This is a genomic window from Streptomyces sp. NPDC043738 (genome assembly GCF_056436545.1).
In genome coordinates this window covers 130056-149529 of the sequence record NZ_JBWKCJ010000003.1, presented here as the reverse complement: position 1 = coordinate 149529, position 19474 = coordinate 130056, and the positions used below count along the sequence as shown (strand labels likewise).

Genomic DNA, 19474 nt, shown 5'->3' with positions numbered 1-19474 from the left:
CGAGTCGACGGAGGCGAGACCGGCCGGGAGGACCGGTACATGCGCATTCGTTCTAGTCCGGGCCGCCGCCCTTCCCGCGAGGCCAGTCACCGACTCGACCGGCTCTGGCTCGTCCTCGCCCGCCGACGCTCCCCCGAGACCAGTCCGATCGCAGTCCCAGCCGGTTGATCGAAGCCGTCCGACTTCGACGCCGTCTCCGTCGGCTCGCTGCCCCACAGCGCGCCGGCCATGGATCCGAGCATGCTTCTGATCATCAATTCCGAACACGGGAGGTACCGTGGCCAAGGGCTACTGGGTCAGCGTCTACCGCACCATCTCAGACCCCGAGAAGGTGGCTGCCTACGACAAGCTGACCGGTCCAGCCATCGATGCCGCGGGCGGGCGGACGCTCTCCCTCGGCAGCCGGGTCGTCGCACACGACGCCGGAATCGCCGAGCGCACCGTCCTGATCGAGTTCGACAGCTTCGAGCAGGCGGTCGCCGCACGCGAGAGTGCGGCCTACCAGGAGGCGCTGGCCGTACTTGCGGACGGCGTCGAGCGCGACTTCCGCATCATCGAAGGCCTCGACTGACGACCGATGCCGCGTCAGGGAGGAACACGATGCCGGCTGCGGGGATCACCCTGGCTCGTCAGCGCGCCGCACCGTCGCGACAAGCGTCAGGCCGGTGGCATCGGCGGTGATGTCCGGTCCGGCGACGGTTCCTTCCCGGCGGCGCGGCGCCTCGGACGTCGGCCTCGATGTCGGCGGGGGTGCGTTCCACGAGGATTCAGCGGCCGATGCGGGTCATCAAGGCGGCGTACGGGTCAGGGCTCGGGTGAAGCGTTCTCCGAGCTGGTCGAAGAGGTCTCCGGCCAGGACCAGATCGAAGGGGCCGTGGTCGGTGGCCGGATGGGCCGCGCCGCTGGCCTGCCTGGTGCGCAAGGCGCAGATGTGAGTTTGTGACGACCTGACGGCGATGTTCGCCAAACGGGTCGCGCTGCAGGTCAAGCGGGCCAGGGCGGAGCTGGGGATCACCGCGCGGACGGCGTACTGGGTGGAATGGTGGCGGCGCGTCGGCCCGGCCTCCGGCGCGGACCCGAAGCTGAAGGAACCTTTCGGCCGGTACGTACTGACCGTTCACCAAGGGCACCAACATGGGCCCGTACGAGGCCGCCAAGCACATCCCCGGCGTCACCGGGCACGAGCTGTCCCTGGCTGCCAACCGGCACCACCGGTGGTGAAGGTGACCGCCAAGGGCACGGTGCGGGTGTCGGTCGCGGGACTGTGCTGCTATCGGCCCGGCGACCGCTCCCGGCTGGTCTACCGCACTCTGCTCTACCGTGGCCGTAAACCCTCGTACGCCGGACCGGCCAGTCGTTGGCGCGCCCGGCGCCGCACCGGCCTGCGGCCGATCCCGCGCTACTGGGCGGCTGGCGCCGGCACGAGCCCCGCCTCCGCCAGCCTGGCGAGCACCGCCTCGCTCAGCGCCTGCGCGGCGGACAGCGGCCGGACAAAGACGCTGAACTCCTTGATCCGGCCGTCGTCCCCGAAGTGCAGCTGATCGATCCCGTGGATCTCCGTGCCGCCCACGGTGCCGCGGAAGACCAGTATCTCCGAGGGAGCCTCGGTGCCATCGGCGCTCGTCTCAGCGGGGCCGGTGTACTGGGCGACGTAACGGAAGTCCTCGAAGGTGTGCAGCAGGACGTCGAAGAGGCCGAGGATCATCTGCTTGTCATCGAGGGGCTTGAGCTTCGCGAGGCTGTAGAGGAGGCAGTCGTCAGCGAACAGGTCGTCCAGGGCCGCGAGTTCGCCCTGCTCGATGGCGGCTCGGAAACGCTGGGCGGTGGTCTTGGCGGTCACGGCTCATCCTCCACGTACGGACGCGTACCGTCTCATGACGGACGCGTACTACCCATGAATATGACTACTTCTGCTCATGAGTATTGATCACCGCAGAGTCCGGCAACAGAGGAGCGCAGGGTTCCGCAACACTGGACCAGTGGAGCAGTGCGGCCGATGGCGCTACGGCATGTGGTGCCGGCGGCGATGCCCGAAGGGGGGCTGACCGGCTACGAGTTGGCGAAGTCCTTCGACCTCGGAGTGGCCGACTTCTGGCACGCACAGCCCCATCAGGTACATGCGGAGCTGACCCGGCTGGAGAGGGGGCGGGCTGATCGCCGGACGCCGAAGTGGTCCAGGCGGCACGGTCCAACGAGCGGCTGTTCCAGGTGACGGATGCCGGTCTCGCGGAGCTGGTGGATCTGATACGCACCGTGCTGCGGCGGTCCCGGCAAGGCGCCGGGGTGCCCAGGTCAGCGCTCGCCGTCGAGGTGTGCCATCTGCGCCGAGGACCAGTTCCGCGATGGCGCCGAACTCGACGCTGGTGAGTGCCTGTTTGCGGGCCGCGCCGGTGGCGGTGCGCAGCGCCCCGTTGATCAGCAGTTCGTTGTGGCCCATGCCGCAGTGCGTCGTGGCCCGTGCCGTGGAAGTCGCCGGTGTCCAGCAGGGTGATCCCCGCTTCGAGGGCGGTGTGGATCGTGGCGATGGACTCGGCACGGTCGGCGTCGCCGTACAGGGCGGACATGCCCATGCAGCCGAGGCCGAGCGCGGAGACCCGGGTGGAAGAGGACGTGAGCAGAAAAGGAGCGGCCGCAGGCCGAAGGGCGCTGTATCGTCCGAGCCATGACCAAGAGCGGCAACAATCTCCTCGGCGTGGGCGGGCAGCGCAAGAGGGCGTCCCGCGCCGACCAGCTGGGCCCCGGCGCCGCACGCACGGCAGACCGTAAGGCGGCCGACGACCGCAAGCAGGACCTGGCGGCCAAGATGCGCGAGCGCGCGCTCGGTAAGCAGAAGGCCGACGAGGAAGACAAGGCGTCGTAGCGCGAGACATGGCGTCCTAGCGGAAGGCAAGGCGCAAGAGGTGAAGGCCCGCAACTCCTCCGGGAGTTGCGGGCCTTCACCCTGTCCGCCCGTCTGCGGCCCCGGCGCCCTCAGGCCGCCTTTTGCGGCAGTCGCAGGCTCAGCAGCACCGTCACAGGCTGGCGTTGTCATCGCCGGCGACGTGCGCGCGGCAGTCCCCGGTCAGGCCGCGACGGCAGTGGACGAGCCCACGGCCTGTCCGGCCGGGCAGGCTCAGGTGAGCCGGGAAGCGTGCCGAGGCGGTGCCTTGCGCCAGAACGACCAGGACAGGACCTTCTGCTCGTGCTTGGTGCGCTCCTTGTGCAACGCCTGCTCGAAAATGAGCCCGTGCACGGCGCCGGCGTCACCTGCCAGGAGCTGGGCGTCCCAATTCAGGCCGCCCGCCTCGAACGCCACCACCAAGGCGATCAGGTCAGGAATTCGTCCGCTGTGGACCACATGGTGGAGCAGGCGCTGCACGGCCCGCTCGGCGAACGGATCATGGATACGGTCCAGGGCCCTGAGGTACTTCACCACCAGGACGAGGTCCGCCGCCTCCCGACTCTGGGCGCACTGGTGAACGACGGCGTCCAAGGTTTCGACCAGTGGGGAGGCCGCGGCTAGTGCCAACAGCAGCGATGCCAGGTCCAGCGGCGTGGCCTTGTCGGCGCGGTCGCACAAGGTGGCTGCCGTGGCCTTGCCCCATCGTGTGCGGGAGACCTCCAGCAGGAATTCCCCCGAGTGCCCCACAGGCCGTTCACGCAGCGTGCAGTTGAAGACCACTTCGGCCAGAACGGGGAAGCCGCAGTCCTCCAGGCAGCCAAGGAGAGCGGCGGCATCCCACGGGCTGCTGTCTCCGGCCGCCCCCTCAACAATCTCTTCGGCCCCGGGCATCGTGTCGTCGAGCGCGGTGATCAGCATCCGGTTCTGCGGCGCGTCGTGGGCCCACAGAGCGGTGATCAGCACGCGCACGGCGTACTGGCGCCGGTCGGTGACCAGCAGTCCCGCGATGAGCGCCGCAACCTCGTCAGCCGGCCGGGACTGTGCGGCATCCACCAGGACCGTCCAGGCCCGGTCGTGTTCGTGCATCTCAAGCAGGACGGAGACGAACGTGATGAGACTCCCGGCGTTGCGTTCCTGCGCGGCTCGGAACACGGCCTCGGCCTCTTGACGTAGACCGAGGCGCGATAACGAGGCCATCAGGTCCGCGACGTCGGTGGCGGGACGCCGAGCCACTGCGGCAAGGAGTAGCTGGTCGCAGCACGTGTTCATACCCGCATTCCGGAGCGCGAGCACCAGATCCACGACCTCGGACACAGGGCGGTGTGCGGCGGCCGCCGAGAACGCCGCCGTCACTGTGCTGTCGAGCCCGCGGCCGGCCAGGAGGGCCGCGACGGAGACCACATCCGCTACCGGGCGAGTGGCAGCCGCAGCACCGATCAGGCTCGACGCGTACTCCGGCTGACCGCCCTGGTGCAGCGCGAGTGCGAAGGCGGCCACGTCCGCGGTGCGGTGCAGTTCCACGGAGGTTCGCAGCAGCGTCACCGCGTATCCGTCGAGTTTCTCGCGCACCAGCTCGCACGCCAGGATGCCGATGTCCTCGACGGAGCGGGTCATCACCACGGTCGGCAGTGCGGTCGTGGCATGTGCGTCGAAACCTGCACGGTGCAACGCGGCCAACAGCCCCACGACCTCCGTGGCCTTGCGCGATCGGCTTGCCGACTTCACCAGCTCGCTGGCCATCGTCCGCCGGGTACGCGACTCCAGGTCCTCGACGGCCGCCACCAGTTCGGGCACGGACGCGGTCTGGTCCACCGCCTCCAACGCGGCCGCCAGAGCGGGCCTCTCATCCGAAGAGCCCGAGTCCAGTCCCAGCTCGTCGAGCGCCTCCAACTGTGTCTCCAGGCGCTGGCACTGCTCCTCTGCAGCGATCAGCTCGGCCCTGGTGACCGCCAACGACTCCTGCAGGTAGAGCACCTGCTCCTGCAGGTCCGAGCATTCCTCCCGCAGCCGTGCGTACTCGCCCTGCCAGAGCTCCAGTTCGGCACCGTGCGTCAGCCGTCGGTCCTCCAACTCCACCTCGAGCTTCCGGCACCTGCCCTGCACATCGGCGAGCTGTTGCTCCCTGCTGCAGAGGCCTTCCTCCAGTGCCCGTTCCCGGGTCTTGATCCGCCGGGTCTCCTCGTCGGCCTCCTCGAGCCGGTCCTGGAGTGTCTCCACCTGACTCCTGCGCCGATTGCTCTTCTGCGCTGCCCGGTGCAGCTCGCGCAGGGCCGCTTCCGCCTCGGAGGTGAGGGGAGCCTGCGCCTCCTGCACATCCGCGATCAGTCGCGCGACGAAGTCCCAAGGCGGAACCCGTTCCCCGTTGAGGTAACGGGTCACCGCGGCCGGGCTGAGATGGCGGCGTGTCGCATACCGTCGCACGCTCACCTTCAGGGCAAGGAAGACGATCCGCAAGTTCTCAGCCAGCGCGCGTTTCTCCGGCGTCAAGTCGTCCTTCAGCGGAGCGAGCCGCATCCCACGTGTGTCGGCGCATGCCCCTGCCGTAGGGAGTCCCGTCGGGGTCTCTCCGTTCTGCATCCCCCCAGTATTTCGCCGCTCCAACCACTCTGGCGGCCAGATGGTGTTGACGGCCCAAGCGGTAACGCGTTCAGGCGCTGCCACTTGGGACGGCAACGTCACACCGCCCCTTCGGCGCTGGTGGCGCTGGCACCCTGAGACAGGGGCGCAGATCCCCCCGGAAAGAAGGAGAACACGGATCATGACCAGCACCGAAGAAGCCCCTCCATCCCGCGCCTGGGGGACTCGACGCCTGCGCCGCCTGGTCTTCCAAGTGGCGTTGGGAGCCGCCGGAGCCGTCGGCTCCGGGTTGGTCAGCTGGCTGCTGCGATGGCTCCGCGACCAGGGGTAGAGCGAGGCGGCGGACGTCCAGCGCCGCGGCTTCGTCGCGATGGCCCGAGGGCCTCGTACACGGCCCTGTTGGTGATGGTGTAGATCTGGGGTGCGACCGACACCAGGGGGACGGGGATATGGCCGGGGACCAGGGGCACGACGCCCACACCGAGAACGCCCACACCGAGAACGTAAGCGCCGAGAACGTAAGCGCCGAGAAGAAGAGCCAGTTCACGTTGTCGGACTGGATCGAGGGTGCGGTGTTGTTGGTGACGGGTGTCTTGTTCGTGCTGTGGTTGGTCAAGTAGTTCGCCGTTTGAGCGGCCTGCCGGTGCCGCTTCGATTGCGGGGCCGCCGACCTGGTCAGGCGTCCATGGCGGCGGGCTGGCGGCGCGGGCTCTTCGGGTCGCGGGCCGCGTGCTCGTCGCGACGGGTGCGGTGTTCCAGATGGCTCGCCCAGAGGGTTGCGAGGAGACCGGCCGCGCCCAGGGCCGCGCCGATCCACGCCACCGAGGCGAAGCCGAAGCCGGCGTTGATGGCCATGCCGCCCAGCAGGGGGGCGAGGGTGTTGCCGACGTTGAAGGCCGAGGTGTTGGTGGCTCCGGTCAGGGTGGGGGCGCCCGGTGCCAGGACGAACACGCGGGACTGCAGCGCGGGGTTGGTCAGGTAGCCGGTCAGGCCGAGGAAGAAGACCAGGATGACGGTGACGGTCGCGTTCCGCGCGAAGACCGCGAGCAGGGCGGAGGCGAGGACCAGGCCGCCAAGTCCCAGGCAGAGCGTGCGGATCGGCCGGCTGCCCGCGGTGCGGCCGCCGACCGTCATGCCGATGAGGCCGCCGACGCCGAAGAGCGCGAGGACCGCCGGAACCCGGCTCGCGGGCAGTCCGCTCTCCTCGGTCAGGACGGAGGCGAGGTAGCTGAAGGTCACGATGACGGCGCCGAAGCCGAAGGCGGTGATGGCGTACGACAACCACAGCTGCGGGCGGGCCATGGCGCGCAGCTCCGACCGGACCGTACGGGGTTCCTCGGCCGTCTCCTTGCCGCCGGGGATGGCGATCAGCGCGGCCACCGCGCTGATCAGGGTGAGCACGGCGACGCCCCAGAACGCCGCGCGCCAGCCCGCGAACTGGCTCAGCACGGTGCCGGCCGGGACACCCACGATGGTGGCCAGGGTCAGACCACCGGCGACGACCGCGACGGCCTTGCTCTTGGCGGCGTCCGGGACCATGCCCACGGCGGCCGCCACGGCGACGCCCCAGAATCCGGCGTAGGCCAGGGCGCTGACGACGCGGGTGGCGAACACCATGCCGTAGTCGGGCGCTGTCGCGCCGGCCACGTGCGCCGCGATGAAGACGGCCTGGAGCGCCACCAGAGCCGTGCGGCGCGGCCACTTCAGGGTGGCGACGGCCAGCAGTGGTGCGCCGACGACCATGCCGATCGCGAAAGCGGAGATCAGCAGCCCGGCGTCGGGTATGGAAACGCCCAGGTCGCGAGCCATGTCCGGCAGCAGGCCGGAGAGCATGAACTCCGAGGTGCCCTGGGTGAAGATGCCCAAGCCGAGGACGTAGACGGCGATTGGCACGGGGGTCCCTTCCTGCGGTGGTGTGTGAGCCTGCAGCGATGCGCGAGCGTTTTGTTCTGGGCGGTACAAAATGCGGGTGCGTGGTGGCGGTAGCCCTGTGGCCCTCGCCGACTCCGTCACCCGGGACGCTAGCAGGTATTGAACCGATCGATCCAATACGTTCCGGTGTCGCTTCAGTGCCGCTCCAGCACTGCGCCGGCACTGCTCCAGCGCTGCTGCAGTGCCACTGGAGGTCGGGCCGTGGTCGCCCGCGGGAAGGGTGCGACGAAAAGGGATGGAGGAGGGTGCGACAAAAGGGGCTGGATTTGCGGCGGCAATGGCCGAACATCGGGGCGGCGAGGGCGCTCCTTCCCTGGCGCCGCCGTAGCCGTGCCGCCTCAACACACCTTTCGCCATCTCGCCACTGGGCAAACGGGTGACCGTGTGCCGGCTCCCGTGACCCGGGCGGGGGGAGGTCTCGTTGCCCTCCCCGAGAGGGCGGCGAACGGAGTCGCGGCAGGTGTGCCGCCATTGACGCCCAAGGGAGTGCCATACGGGTTCGCAACGGGATTTGCCGAGGTCAGGCGGCCTGCTCAGGAGTGTTTGTGGGGCGCCTTCCGGTGTACGCCGAAGGGGCGGCGAGGGGCTTCGCCGTCGATCTCGAAGAGTGCTGGAGGGTCGCGTCGAGAGTGTCGGCGCGGGCCTGCGGGAGGCTTCCTCCGTGGTCCGACACGGGGTGCGTAGTGGGGTGAAATACCAGAATGACTACTCTCGGTGTGCGCATACTCTCGATAAGTAGTCAAGTCAGGTCTCCCATCTACATGTAATAGAAGGATCAAGGGTTCCATGCGCAAACTTCAGCAAGTCGCGATCGTCGTCGCCGCGGTCGGCGCTCTGTCCACCTTCGGCGCGGGCGTGAGCTTCGCCGACGGTGGCCCGCAGGTCACCGCCTGGGCCGTTTCGCAGTCCGCGGCAGGTGCCAGTGCGCAGGGTGGCTCCCCGCACGGCGGCTACGGCCACCAGGCCGCTCCGCAGGCCGCCACTCCCCAGGCGCCCGCCCCGCAGGCCGCTCCGCAGCCGGTTCCGCAGGCTGCTCCGCAGCCGGCTCCCGCGCCCGCCCCGCAGGCCGCTCCCCAGCCGGCCCCGCAGGCTGTTGCTCCGCAGGCCCCTGCCCCGCAGGCCGCTCCGCAGCCGGCTCCCCAGGCCCCGGCGCCGCAGGCCGCTCCGCAGCCGGAGCCGCAGGCCGCCCCGCAGTGGGAGAAGGACAAGGACAAGGACAAGGACAAGGGCGACAAGCACATCGACCTCAAGCAGATGACCTCGTGCCGGTCGCATGACCTGAACGTCGACATCCTCGGCCAGGTCGGCCTGCTGAACGGCGCGCTGGGCAACGCCCTCAACGGCGAGGGCGACCCGGGTGCGCAGCACACCAAGCAGGGTTCGAGCATGGGCTGCAACAACAACGCCTTCGGCAAGTAATGGGAAGGGGCCCCGGTGCCCGAGCCACGCGCTCGGCGCCGGGGCCCTTTTTCCGACCTCAGCAAAGGCCCGGGCGCGGCCGGTTCACGGTGCAGGGCGCCCGGGCACCGATCACAAAGGAACGCGGTACATGTTCAGTGGGAAGAAGATCGCAGTCGTCTCGGCGCTCCTGGGCGGCCTCGCCATCACCGGCGCCGGTGCCACCCAGGCGTACGCCGAGGCCGCCACGGGCGGCTGCGAGAACACCGCCCCGGGCCACGGCACCTGCGTCGACAAGCGCCTGGACATCTACACCACCAAGGACGGCCGGCGCGTCATCCAGCAGCGCAAGAGCTGCGCGTCGACCGTCCGCCAGCACGTGGTGTGGCCCGAGAACGGCCTGCTGAACAACTCGAGCACGAGGGTCGGTCCGGTCGTGGACTGCTCCAACCGGGTTCCGGCACCCAGGAACTTCAAGCTGCCCCACCTCGGTTTCTGAGCCGGGGGCGGTGGGGTGGGCGAGCGGGCCTGGTCTGTCCCGGGCCTGACTGATCCCGGGCCCGGTTCCGCGGTTGCCCGGCGACCTGCCCGCGTACCGGCAAGCGGGTGACCACCCTTCCGCGCTCTCCGTATCACCGGCCAGGCCGCCCTCGCTCCCCTCGGAGCGAGGGCGGCCTGGCGTCATGTCGAACACCGGGCGGAGCGAGGGGAATTCACCCCGTTGGCCCGAGGGGAGACGCCGCGCCGGTCCTGATCCGCGGCCGCGGCCCCGACGGCCGGCGCGGGCCTCTCACCCTCGCGGCCGTCAGCGGGTGCGGGTGTACGGACCTCTGCTGATGATGTCGGCATGGGGCTTCAAGAAGACAAACACGAGTCAGCGGGCGCCAGCAGCGGTGCCACCAATCCTGGGGCATCGCCGGGGGCCGCCACGCGCTCGGACGTCGTGGACGGCCCCCACGGTCCCGCGACGAAGGTGGGCACGGTCTTCGTCAGCGGTATGCACAGCGGCCCGAACCCGTCGCCGGGGCTGAGCGTGGCCCGGTCGCTGCGCCTGGCCCGGCCCGACCTCCGCATCGTCGGTCTGGACTACTCGCGGGAGAGTTCGGGACTGCACTCGGGGCTCCTCGACGACCTGGTCTGCCTCCCCGCGTGGCGCGAGGCGCACCTGGCGACCTGGGTCGAGCAGATGGACCGCCTTCTGGAGCCCGAGGACGCGGTCCTGATCCCCTGTCTGGATCTCGAAGTCCGCCTGCTGGCACGGGAACTGGGGTCCCACGACCGGATCCTGGGGCCCCCGAAGACCGCGCTGGAGCTGGTGGGCAAACCCCCCGTCGAAGCGGCGCGGCGGCTGGGGCTGCGCGCCCCGGAGTACGAGACCGACACCAGCTGGCAGGCCGTCGACCGGTTCATCCGCCGGTCCCCGTACGGGGTGTGGGTCAAGGGCCAGCACTACGACGCGTACCGGGCCCACACCGCCGGGGCCGCGCTGGCCCTGGGCGACGTCGTCCAGCGGACCTGGGGCGGCAACTGGCACCTGGAGGCACACGTCGCCGGCCAGGAGTGCAGCATCGCGTTCTCCGCGCTGGACGGCCGGCTGCTGGACGCGGTCTTCATCACCAAGGCGATGGTCACGACCGAGGGCAAGACCTGGGCCGGCGAGGTCGCCGAACTGGACGCGGCCATGCACGCCCGGCTGGCGGAACTGCTCGCCGACGCGATGTGGAACGGCGGCGGCGAGCTGGAGCTGATCCGCAGCTGGAGCGGCGAGCTCACGCTCATGGAGATCAACCCGCGGCTGCCCGCCTGGATCCACGGCGCCTCCGTGTGCGGCGCGAACCTGCCCGCCGCCCTGGTCACCGGAGAGGCCGCCGACCGCGGCAGACGGCTCACGCCGGGCTTCACCCGCGTGGTGGAGGAGATCCCGGTGCACCCGGACCTGGGCATCACCCCCATCGCCTGGGTCGCGGGCGGGATCTCCCGGCCGGGCGACAAGCGGCATTCCGGTATGCCCTCGCTGGGCCAGCGGTGCCTGGTCCCGCCCACGAACGACGAGGAGCCGATCGACGGCCATCCGAACCTGAACCCGACGCCCGCCGCGGGAGCGGCCGAGTGCGTGGGAGCGGGGGAGACGGCGGAGACGGCGGAACGCACGGGCGTGGTGGGGGCGGCCCTTGCCACCGAGTCGCCGGCCGGGCCCGTGGACGGATGGGCCGCGGGCGGTGCGGGAGCGGCCGGGCCGACCGAAGAGCGGGCCACGCGTACCGAAGGACAAGCCGTGCGCACGGACGGCTTCGAGGAACTGCTCGATCCGCCGGGGAGCGCGGCCACTCCCTACCGGCAGATCCTCCTTCCCCTGTTCACCGAGCGGGTCCGGGCCCTGCGGCAGGAGGTCGAGGGAGTCGGCCGGGTCCTCCTCGCGCACAGCGTGAAGACCTGCCCCCAGCCCGCGGTGCTGCGTGAGGCCGCGCGGCTGGGGCTGGCCGCCGAGGCGATCAGCCTGGACGAGCTCCAGGCGGCCGAGCGGCACGGCATGGCGGCGGAGCGGGCGATCCTCAACGGGCCCGCGAAGTGGTGGCCCGCCACCGACCGCGTCCGCTGCTTCGCCTTCTTCGCCGACTCCGTGGCCGAACTGAGCAGCCTGCACTCCCTGTTGGACAGCGGCTTCCAGCTGGAAGCCGAGGTCGTCGGGGTCCGTGTCGCGCCCGCCGGACTCGTCAGCCGCTTCGGCGTCCCGTTGCACGAGCGCGACACCATGGCGGAGACGGCCCGGCTGCTCGGCTCGCTCGCGAAGCGCCTCGGGGCCGGGTGGGGCATGCACTTCCACTTCGCCCAGAGCGTCCTGGGCGCGCCGCGCTGGCAGCGCGAGTGCGTGGCGGCGCTCAGCGCGGCCGATCCGCTGGCGGACCAGCTGGGCGGGCCCCCGGCCGTACTGGACTTCGGCGGCGGGTGGCACGTCGACGACCTGTCGTATCTGCGCCCCTCGCTGGAGTACGTGCTCGCGCACGGGCCCGCCGCCGCACGCGAGGGGGACCCCCTGCTGGTGATGGAGCCGGGCAAGCTCCTCACCCAGCCGTCGGCCGCGGTGGTGACACAGGTCCTGGCACGCCGGGCGTCGCACCGCGGCTACGACATCGTCGTCGACGCGGCCGAAGGCGATATGCCCGAGGCGCCCTTCCACCCGCACCCCGTGGCCCGGTTCGACGGCTCCCGCTGGGTGCCGCTGCGGCCCGGCTGGAGCTGGATCCTCGGCCGGTCCTGTATGGAGCACGACGTGCTGTCGGTCCGGCTGGACCTCACCGACGTGCAGGAGGGCGACTACCTCGCGTTCGGCATGTGCGGCGGCTACGACACTTCGATGGCCTACGACTTCGGGCGCGGGAGAGCGCCGCGGGAACTGGGGCAGTGATGAGCGGATTGATCGCAGACCTGAAGCGGTTCGACCGGATCGGCCTGTCCCGGGTGGCCGGCCACGCCAAGGCGTGCTGCCAGATGGTCAGACACAGCGTGTTCGCCCAGCTCACGCACTTCGGGGATACGGGGACCGCGCTCGCCGCGGTCCCCGGGCTCTTTCGGTGGGGGCCGGTGCCGTGGCCGACGCACTGGTGCGACCTGGTGGAGGACGGCGACCTCATCGGCGACTGCGGGGTGCACGCCGATGTGGCGGCGGCCCTCCTGACCCGGAAGTCCGTACCGCACACCCGCGCCCGCGCCGCCGTGCTGACCCCGCCGATGGCCCCCGAACACTGGCGGGCCGTGTGGAACGAGGCGCAGGTCAGCGACGCGTGGATCGGGCGGACCGTGGTCTACCACGAGGTGCTACGGGTCGGCGACCGCTGGTGGGACCCGAGCGACGCCCGCTGGTTCTCGGGGCCGGGGGCGCACACGGGGAGCGGACACGTCCTCGCCCTGCGCGAAGAGGGCGGGGTGTGGCAGATCGCGCCGACTCCGGTGCACAAGCTCCTCTCTGACGCCCAGTCCGTATCCGACGACGGTCTCGACATCCCGCCGGCGCCGTACGCCCCGCAACCCGCGCACGCCACCGCGACGGCATCCGCCACCGCGTCGGCCCAGGACACCGCGACGACCCCCGCCCCGCCCTCGACACATGCCCTGCAAGGTGTCCTGCCCTAGGGCCGGACGCGGTGGCGCGCCGCGGTCCGTGCGGCCGCGGCCCCGCTTTCCGCAGCGGACACGGCAGCAGCGCACCCGGACCGCCCAGGAGGCACCGTGACCACCCCCGACACATGGAAGCCGGCCGCACCCGAGACCACCGCGGAGGCTCCCGCCCTCCCCGGCCCGATGCGCCTCACGGCACAGCTGGTCCGCAGTTTCGGCCAGCTCAGCCTGCTGACGAACGTCTGGACCGGCGTCCTGTTCATGCTCGCGGTCTTCGTGGGCAGCTGGCAGGCGGGCGTCTTCGGGCTGCTGGGCGCCGCGGTCTCCACCGCGGCCGCGTACGCGATGGGCGTGGAGCGTCGCACCATCGACCTGGGTACGCAGGGCTTCAGCGGCTGCCTGACGGGCATCGCCCTGTACGTCTTCTTGGGCCCCCACCCCTCCACGTACGCGCTGACCATCGGCGGCGCCGTCGTCTGCGTACTGGCCCACTCGGCGCTGACCGCCCTGGTGGCGCCCTGGCGACTGCCGGTGCTGACCGCGCCGTTCTGCGTGGTCGTCGGGGTGGTGCTGGCGGCGGCCCCGGCCTTCACCCGGGTCTGGCCCGGCGGGAGTTCCGCGGCGCTGCCGCTCGCCGCGGTCCCCGGCGTCAAGTACACCTGGACCGACCTGTGGCACGGGTTCTTCGCCAACATCTCCCAGGTCGGCCTCTCGGCGCACTGGTACGTCGGCGCGATCATGCTGGTGGGACTGTTCGTGGGCGGGATCCGCCACGGGCTTGCCGCCGTCGCCGGCAGTGCCCTGGCGGTGGCCCTGTCCTGGGCCCTGGGCGCTCCGCCGGCCGGGGTCGCCGCGGGTGTCTACGGCTACAACGCGGTCCTCGTGGCCGTCGCCATGGGCGGCATGTTCCTGGCCAGGACGGTGCCGAACGCGCTCTACACGATGGTTGCGGTGGCCGTCACGACGGTGCTGACGGCCGCTTTGAACGCCTACTTCGCGCCGTTCGGCGGACGCACGCTGAGCTGGCCCTTCATCGTCACCACCTGGCTGTTCCTCGCCGCGGCCGCCTCCCTCACGCAGATCCGGCGCAGCGACTGACCGGGCTCCCGGCAGACACGGGCCGGCCCCGGTGCCCGAGCCGTTGCTCGGACGCCGGGGCCGGTTCCCGTGAGGGCTTACTTGCCGACGCTGTTGTTGCAGCCCATGGACGAACCCATCGTGGTGGACTGCGCACCCGCGTCGCCCTCGCCACCGAGCAGGTTGCCTCCCAGGCCGTTCGCGATGCCGACCTCGCCGAGGACGTCGACGTTCACGTCGTGCGACCGGCACGAGCTGCCCTGCTTGATCTCGATCTTGCCGCCACCTCCCTTGCCGCCATCGGCATAGGCGGTGCCGGCGCCGAGGATGCCAATGGTGCCGAGTGCGGCGGCCACAACGGCGGCCGTGCGAAGCATGCGCATTTCTACTCCGGTTAGGTTGAGCGGATTTCACCTGTGATGTACCGATTTCGTACAGTTGTGGAGGCTAATACGAAATAACCTGAAGTCGCGCAACGACGCGCCGGATTGTATGATCGAGGGTTCGTAATTTGCCCCGCCCGTGCGGCTGACCAGGCCGTGAGCCGGTCGCGACCGGCGTACGTGTCCGCGGGTTTCGGGGCGGCGAGCGGGTCGAACCACCCTGTCGGCCCAGTCGACTTCCCTTTGTTCGCGAGCCGTGCCTCGCGGGTGTTCCTCGCAGGCGTGCGATCAGGTGACCGCTGGGCGTGGATGTCGCCGGCCCGCCCCGCGCGGGTGGGAGGGTGCGCCGTGCAAGCAGCACGCCAACCACTCGAAGTGAAGCAGGAGCCGCTATGCGCCGTGTACTCGTCACCCTCGTGGGAGCCGTCGCTCTCACCGGGGCCCTCGCCCTCCCCGCCCACGCCGAGCCCGGTCCGGGAGTCATCGGCATCCTCGGCGACCCCGTGAGGGCGAACTCCAACATCGGTGGGCTGCAGGTCGGTCAGCTGCCACTGGGGCTGCTCAGCCCGCGTTGATCGGCTGATCGCGGCCGGCGGATCCGCCGGCGCTCCGGACTTCCCGGTGGGCGGCTTCGGCCGCCGGAGTCAGCAGCGGTCAGGGGCGGCGGTCCGGCTGTCACGTGGGGGTGTTGCCGGCCGGACCGCCGGGGCGGCGCCCGCTCCCAGCCCGGCCCGACGGCGGCCGCGGATGAAGAACACCTCTCCATAAAATCGAATTGGTGTCACTCGTCAGCCGCGTGAGCGCACGCACCAAGCTGAATGAGTGATCGAAATGCCGGATTCGTAGCCTTCCTCCTTCTGTCTCGTTGAGTGATGTGCGGTCCGCGGCTGTGACCGCACTGTCAAGGAGGAGTCACGTGATCAAGAAGGTCATTGCCGCTTCGGCTGCCACTGGTGGCCTGCTGCTCGCCAGCGCGGGCACGACCGTCGCCGACACGGGTGCCCAGGGCGCCGCCGTCGGCTCTCCCGGCATCCTGTCCGGCAACCTGCTTCAGCTGCCGATCCACATCCCGACCAACGTGTGCGGCAACACGATCGACATCGTGGGCCTGCTCAACCCCGCCTTCGGGAACAAGTGCGCCAACATCGAGGCGTCGTCCCACGCGCGGCACCACCACAAGGCGCCGAAGCAGCACATGCAGCAGGGGGGCCAGGACAGGCCGTCGCACAGCCACCGTTCGTCCGGGCACCGTTCGTCCGGCCACCGTTCCTCGTCGGCGCACCACATCGCCACGCAGGAGGCCGGGCACCGCTCGCTCCACCAAGTCGCGGCGCCCGCCCGCCCCGAGCTGGCGCACACCGGTTCGGAAAAGGTCAGCCTGGCGGTTCCGGCCGCTGCCAGTGCCGGGCTGCTCCTCGGCGGCGTCCTGCTCTACCGCCGGGGACGGCGCGCCGCCGCCCGGGGCTGAACGTAGTCGGTGACAGGCCTTTTCGGCGGTCGCCGCGCTACGCGTGAACATGGGGCCCGGATTAGTCAACGGGCCCCATGTTCATATGACTTGCCGGGCCGTTCCGGTCCGTGTCGCTCGAAGGGACCCACGTCGGGGCCACTGCCCACTGTGAGGACGTCGCGGCTGGGAGTCCAATATCCGCACGTTGGCAAACGGGTGACCGCTCATCGGGTCCCGTGACCGGGCCGGGCGAATTCCCGTTGCCCCTTGGGAGAACAGCGAATGGGTCCGCGGGTTTCAGCCGGGAATCGCTTCTGTGTGATACCGGGGTGGCCGGCGGCGACCACGCCGGCAGCGTTGTCCGACGCGCATTCATACGACATCAGATTTTCCGTGTAACAGGTAATGAAGGGCCGAGGGTTCCATGCGCAAGCTTCACCAGGTCGCGCTCGTCGTCGCAGCGGCCGGCGGTCTGTCCGCCGTCGGTGCCGGCGGCAGCTTCGCCGACGCTCCCGTCGGGTACGGCGGTGCCACCCCACCCGTTGCCCCGCAGCGGGACACCCCCCAGGCCGCCGCTTGGACCGCTTCGCAGGCCACTTCGCACGCTTCCGGCTCGCATGCGGGTCCGCAGCAGGCCGCTGCCCCGCAAAGCGCCCCGCAGCAGGCTCCGGAGGTTTCCCCGCAGGTCAACCCGCAGCTCAACCCGCAGCTGTCGCCGCAGGTCTCGCAGGTCCTGCCGCAGGCCCCGAGGGATCAGAACAACCTCTTCCGCCCGTACCAGGAGTGCAGTCCGCAGACGCTGCTCGACGCGGACCTCCCGATCGGCGTGCTCGCCAACCCGCAGACCCACGGCATCACCTGCACCCAGAACAACACCCAGGCCAACGCCTTCGCCTCGTCCTCCGCCTCGGCGCACTGAGGCCGCCGCCCGCCACGCGCGCGGCCCGGGCACGGGCCCTCCGGGATCCCCTGGAGGGCCCTTCGGCGTGAGTGCGGCCGCCCGTGCCGCCGGCCGAGGCTCTGAACTGCTAGGTCAGCGGGGGGACTTCCGGGCCCTCAATCCTACAATCCGGCGCGTCGCTAACCAATATCAGGTTATTTCGTATTAGCCTCCGTAACTGTAAGAAGTCGATCTGTTACCGATCGCTTCCGCTCAATCTTCCGGAGAGAAAAATGCGCAAGCTTCAGAAGGCCGCCGTCCTGGTCGCCGCCCTCGGCAGCCTCGGCCTCGTCGGCGCCGGCACCGCCCACGCCGACGGCGGACACGGCAAGGGTGGCAAGTTCGACATCAAGCAGGGCAGCTCCTGCCGGTCGCACGACCTGAACGTCGACGTCCTCGGCGAGGTCGGCATCCTCAACGGCGTGCTGGGCAACGCGCTCAACGGCGAGGGCGCCCCGGGCGCGCAGTCCACCACCATGGGCTCGTCGATGGGTTGCAACAACAGCGCCTTCTGAGCACCGGCAGTCGCGTAGCCACACGAACTGGGTCCCGGTATCCGGCCGCAAGGCCGGTACCGGGGCCCTTTTCGGCGTTCGGCCATATTTCCGTGGAGTGGCAAATGGGTGACCGCGTACGGGTTCCCGTGACCGGGCCCGGGGAAATGCCGTTGCCCCTGGGAGAGAACAGCGAATGGGCCTGTGGGTCGCCACCGGGAAACGCTCCTCCCTGGTACCGGGGTGGCCGGTGGCGACCACGCCGAAAGTGTTGTCCGACGCACGTTCAGAAGGAGAGGCGATGGGATGAGCCGTCGGCTTCGAGGAGCGTGGGAGGGCAGCGCAGCGAGTGCCGTCGCGGGCCTGCGGAAGGTTTCCAACGTGGTCCCGGCCGGGGTGCGCAGGGCGTGAACCCGAGACCGCCACTGTTGGTGCCCGCAGGACAGAAATAAGTAATTCAGATTTCCATGTATAGGTTAATGAAGGGCCGAGGGTTCCATGCGCAAGCTTCACCAGGCATTGCTCGTCGTCGCAGCGGCCGGCGGTCTATCTGCCATCGGTGCCGGCGTCAGCCATGCCGACGCTCCCGTCGGATACAACGGCGCCGCCCCGCCCCCCGCTCCGGCCCCGGCTCCGCAGTACGCCCCGCCGGCTCCCGCTCCCGCCCCTGCCCCTCAGCAGTACGCGCCTCCTGCCCCGGCCCCGGCTCCCGCCCCGGCACCGCAGTACGCCCCGCCTCCGGCTCCGGCTCCGGCCCCGGCTCCCGCCCCGGCACCGCAGTACGCCCCGCCTCCGGCTCCGCAGCAGTACGCCCCGCCGGCTCCTGCCCCGGCGCCGGCTCCCGCGCCGCAGCCGGCGGCCGCCCCGGCTCCGGCTCCCGCGCCGCAGCCGGCCGCTCCGGCCCCCGCGCCCCAGCCGGCCGCTCCGGCCCCCGCGCCCCAGCCGGCGGCCGCCCCGGCGCCGGCTCCCGCCCCGCAGCAGGCCGCCCCCCAGGCCGCCCCGCACCACGACACCCACGCCACGGCGACGGCCACGTCGCACGGTGCCTCGCAGGCCGCCGTCACGCAGGACGCCCCGCAGCACTCCGCTCCGCAGGCGGCCTCCCCGGCACCTGCCGCGCAGCAGTCGGTGCCGCAGATCGTCCCGCAGGTGGTCCCCCAGGCGGCGCCGCAGGTCACCCCGCAGGTCGCGCCGCAGGTCGACGTTCCGCAGGTCGTCCACCCGCAGTCCGTCCCGCATGCCGCCCCGCAGGTCAACCCCCAGGTCAACCCGCAGGTCAACCCGCTGATCAACCCGCTGATCTCCCCGGACGTCCCGCAGATCTCCCCGTTCGGGCTCGGGCGGCTCGCGGCGGCCCCGGTGGGACAGGTCGATCTGCCCCGCATGTCCTGACCGTTCGCGGACGGTCAGGCGTGGTCCCGCCCCCGAGCACAGCGATGCGGGGGTGGGGCCGCCTCCGTCCGCCATGGAACGTCTGGCGGGGCCGGCGCGAGCCGCTGCCGTGGGTCCGTCGTCACCGCCAGCCCGCTTCCCGTAGGGCGTCCCTCGGGAGCGGAACCACCTCCTCGGCCCGTACCAGAAGTGCAGTCCGCAGACGGTGGTTGAGGCCAGCGTCCCGATCGGGACCGCTCGCCGTCCCCGCGGCCCAGGGCGTCACCTGCGCCCGGTCGCGGGGCGACTGTGCTGTTACGGCCTGTCCATGCCGCATCGAGCGGTGCGGGAATTTCCGGTCGGGCTCTCGTTACTGTCAGTAGTCGCTCTTCGCGGATCGCATCCGCTCAATCTCCGGAGAAGAAATGCGCAAGCTTCAGAAGGTCGCCGTCCTGGGTGCCGTCCTCGGCAGCGTCGGCGCCCTGAGCGCCGGTACCGCCTTCGCCCACGGTGAGGCGGGTGCCCACGACATCGACGCCAAGCAGGGCGCCTCGTGCCGTTCGCACGACATGAACATCGACGTCCTCGGGTCGGTCGGGGCGCTCAACGGCACGCTGGGCAACGCGCTCAACGGCGAGGGCAGCCCGGGTGCGCAGTCGTCCCACCTGGGCGCGAAGATGCGCTGCAGCAACGGCGCGTTCTGAGCTCAGAGCGGTCGCATACGTCACCGGAAGGGGGTCCGGGGGGGGGGGGGGGGGGGGGGGGGGGGGGGGGGTTTTTTTCCTTCTCTTGGGGACACCCGGGGGGGGGGCCAACAGTGGGGGGGGGGCGTTTGCTTTTCTTCGCGGGGTGGGT

The 19474-nt window shown here is 70.8% G+C and carries 18 protein-coding genes and 4 pseudogenes; 16 read left to right on the top strand and 6 right to left on the bottom strand.

Annotation, left to right across the window (positions count from 1 at the left end; translation table 11 throughout):
* The first annotated feature begins 277 nt into the window (after window positions 1-277).
* Complete coding sequence (locus AC0680_RS06105; protein ID WP_478625352.1) at window positions 278-571, top strand: DUF1330 domain-containing protein; 294 nt, start codon at window positions 278-280, stop codon at window positions 569-571.
* Between the two features lie 216 nt (window positions 572-787).
* On the opposite strand, the gene AC0680_RS06100 is transcribed toward AC0680_RS06105, so the two are convergent.
* On the bottom strand, window positions 788-922 hold the full coding sequence (locus tag AC0680_RS06100; protein ID WP_478625350.1) for a hypothetical protein: 135 nt from the start codon (window positions 920-922) through the stop codon (window positions 788-790).
* Between the two features lie 477 nt (window positions 923-1399).
* Window positions 1400-1840 carry a nuclear transport factor 2 family protein gene (locus tag AC0680_RS06095; protein WP_478625347.1) on the bottom strand — a complete coding sequence of 147 codons (441 nt, stop codon included), beginning with the start codon at window positions 1838-1840 and terminating at the stop codon, window positions 1400-1402.
* Between the two features lie 156 nt (window positions 1841-1996).
* Here AC0680_RS06095 and AC0680_RS06090 point away from each other — a divergent pair.
* A pseudogene (locus tag AC0680_RS06090) lies at window positions 1997-2235 on the top strand (PadR family transcriptional regulator); the annotation flags it as partial.
* Window positions 2236-2308: 73 nt separating this feature from the next.
* On the opposite strand, the pseudogene AC0680_RS06085 reads toward AC0680_RS06090, so the two are convergent.
* Window positions 2309-2570 (bottom strand): annotated as a pseudogene (locus AC0680_RS06085) (aldo/keto reductase); the annotation flags it as partial.
* A 92-nt stretch (window positions 2571-2662) separates the two neighbouring features.
* On the opposite strand from AC0680_RS06085, the gene AC0680_RS06080 reads away from it, so the two are divergent.
* A complete protein-coding gene (locus AC0680_RS06080; protein ID WP_478625346.1) occupies window positions 2663-2860 on the top strand; it encodes a DUF6243 family protein in 198 nt (65 codons plus the stop codon).
* A 252-nt stretch (window positions 2861-3112) separates the two neighbouring features.
* On the opposite strand, the gene AC0680_RS06075 is transcribed toward AC0680_RS06080, so the two are convergent.
* Window positions 3113-5395: a hypothetical protein gene (locus AC0680_RS06075; protein ID WP_478625345.1), complete on the bottom strand. Its 2283-nt coding sequence runs from the start codon at window positions 5393-5395 to the stop codon at window positions 3113-3115.
* 244 nt (window positions 5396-5639) lie between these two features.
* Between AC0680_RS06075 and AC0680_RS06070 the strand changes: the two genes are divergently transcribed.
* Together AC0680_RS06070 and AC0680_RS06065 are read left to right on the top strand one after the other, a co-directional pair.
* Complete coding sequence (locus AC0680_RS06070; RefSeq protein ID WP_478625344.1) at window positions 5640-5789, top strand: hypothetical protein; 150 nt, start codon at window positions 5640-5642, stop codon at window positions 5787-5789.
* A 118-nt stretch (window positions 5790-5907) separates the two neighbouring features.
* Window positions 5908-6078, top strand: a complete 171-nt coding sequence (locus tag AC0680_RS06065; RefSeq protein ID WP_478625343.1) for a hypothetical protein — start codon at window positions 5908-5910, stop codon at window positions 6076-6078.
* Between the two features lie 55 nt (window positions 6079-6133).
* Here AC0680_RS06065 and AC0680_RS06060 read toward each other — a convergent pair whose 3' ends face one another.
* Window positions 6134-7351: a Cmx/CmrA family chloramphenicol efflux MFS transporter gene (locus AC0680_RS06060; RefSeq protein ID WP_478625341.1), complete on the bottom strand. Its 1218-nt coding sequence runs from the start codon at window positions 7349-7351 to the stop codon at window positions 6134-6136.
* Window positions 7352-8583: 1232 nt separating this feature from the next.
* Between AC0680_RS06060 and AC0680_RS06055 the strand changes: the two are divergent.
* The 5 genes and pseudogenes from AC0680_RS06055 (at window position 8584) to AC0680_RS06035 (ending at window position 14002) form a co-directional block, all read left to right on the top strand.
* Window positions 8584-8809, top strand: a pseudogene (locus AC0680_RS06055) (hypothetical protein).
* A gap of 130 nt (window positions 8810-8939) precedes the next feature.
* Window positions 8940-9287 carry a hypothetical protein gene (locus AC0680_RS06050; RefSeq protein WP_478625339.1) on the top strand — a complete coding sequence of 116 codons (348 nt, stop codon included), beginning with the start codon at window positions 8940-8942 and terminating at the stop codon, window positions 9285-9287.
* A 348-nt stretch (window positions 9288-9635) separates the two neighbouring features.
* Window positions 9636-12194: a hypothetical protein gene (locus tag AC0680_RS06045; protein ID WP_478625338.1), complete on the top strand. Its 2559-nt coding sequence runs from the start codon at window positions 9636-9638 to the stop codon at window positions 12192-12194.
* Window positions 12194-12919, top strand: coding sequence for a hypothetical protein (locus AC0680_RS06040; protein WP_478625337.1), 726 nt, complete (start codon window positions 12194-12196; stop codon window positions 12917-12919). Before AC0680_RS06045 ends, AC0680_RS06040 begins: the two co-directional genes overlap by 1 nt.
* A 96-nt stretch (window positions 12920-13015) precedes the next feature.
* Complete coding sequence (locus tag AC0680_RS06035) at window positions 13016-14002, top strand: urea transporter (RefSeq protein ID WP_478625336.1); 987 nt, start codon at window positions 13016-13018, stop codon at window positions 14000-14002.
* A gap of 77 nt (window positions 14003-14079) precedes the next feature.
* Here the strand turns inward: AC0680_RS06035 and AC0680_RS06030 are convergent, their stop codons facing one another.
* Window positions 14080-14364 (bottom strand): hypothetical protein, encoded by a 285-nt coding sequence (locus AC0680_RS06030; protein ID WP_478625335.1) that lies wholly within the window; start codon window positions 14362-14364, stop codon window positions 14080-14082.
* Window positions 14365-14756: 392 nt separating this feature from the next.
* Here AC0680_RS06030 and AC0680_RS06025 point away from each other — a divergent pair, with 392 nt between their 5' ends.
* The 6 genes and pseudogenes from AC0680_RS06025 to AC0680_RS06000 all read left to right on the top strand — a co-directional run bounded on the left by AC0680_RS06025 (window position 14757) and on the right by AC0680_RS06000 (window position 19323).
* Window positions 14757-14939: a hypothetical protein gene (locus AC0680_RS06025; protein WP_478625334.1), complete on the top strand. Its 183-nt coding sequence runs from the start codon at window positions 14757-14759 to the stop codon at window positions 14937-14939.
* A gap of 341 nt (window positions 14940-15280) precedes the next feature.
* Window positions 15281-15508, top strand: a pseudogene (locus AC0680_RS06020) (chaplin); the annotation flags it as partial.
* Between the two features lie 730 nt (window positions 15509-16238).
* The gene (locus AC0680_RS06015; protein WP_478625332.1) at window positions 16239-16733 is read left to right on the top strand and encodes a hypothetical protein; all 495 of its coding nucleotides are present in this window, start codon (window positions 16239-16241) and stop codon (window positions 16731-16733) included.
* A gap of 254 nt (window positions 16734-16987) precedes the next feature.
* Window positions 16988-17269, top strand: coding sequence for a hypothetical protein (locus AC0680_RS06010; RefSeq protein ID WP_478625331.1), 282 nt, complete (start codon window positions 16988-16990; stop codon window positions 17267-17269).
* A gap of 477 nt (window positions 17270-17746) precedes the next feature.
* Entirely contained in the window at window positions 17747-18640 is an 894-nt protein-coding gene (locus tag AC0680_RS06005) for a hypothetical protein (RefSeq protein ID WP_478625329.1), read from the top strand.
* A gap of 404 nt (window positions 18641-19044) precedes the next feature.
* Window positions 19045-19323: a hypothetical protein gene (locus tag AC0680_RS06000; protein WP_384427972.1), complete on the top strand. Its 279-nt coding sequence runs from the start codon at window positions 19045-19047 to the stop codon at window positions 19321-19323.
* Window positions 19324-19474 lie beyond the last annotated feature (151 nt).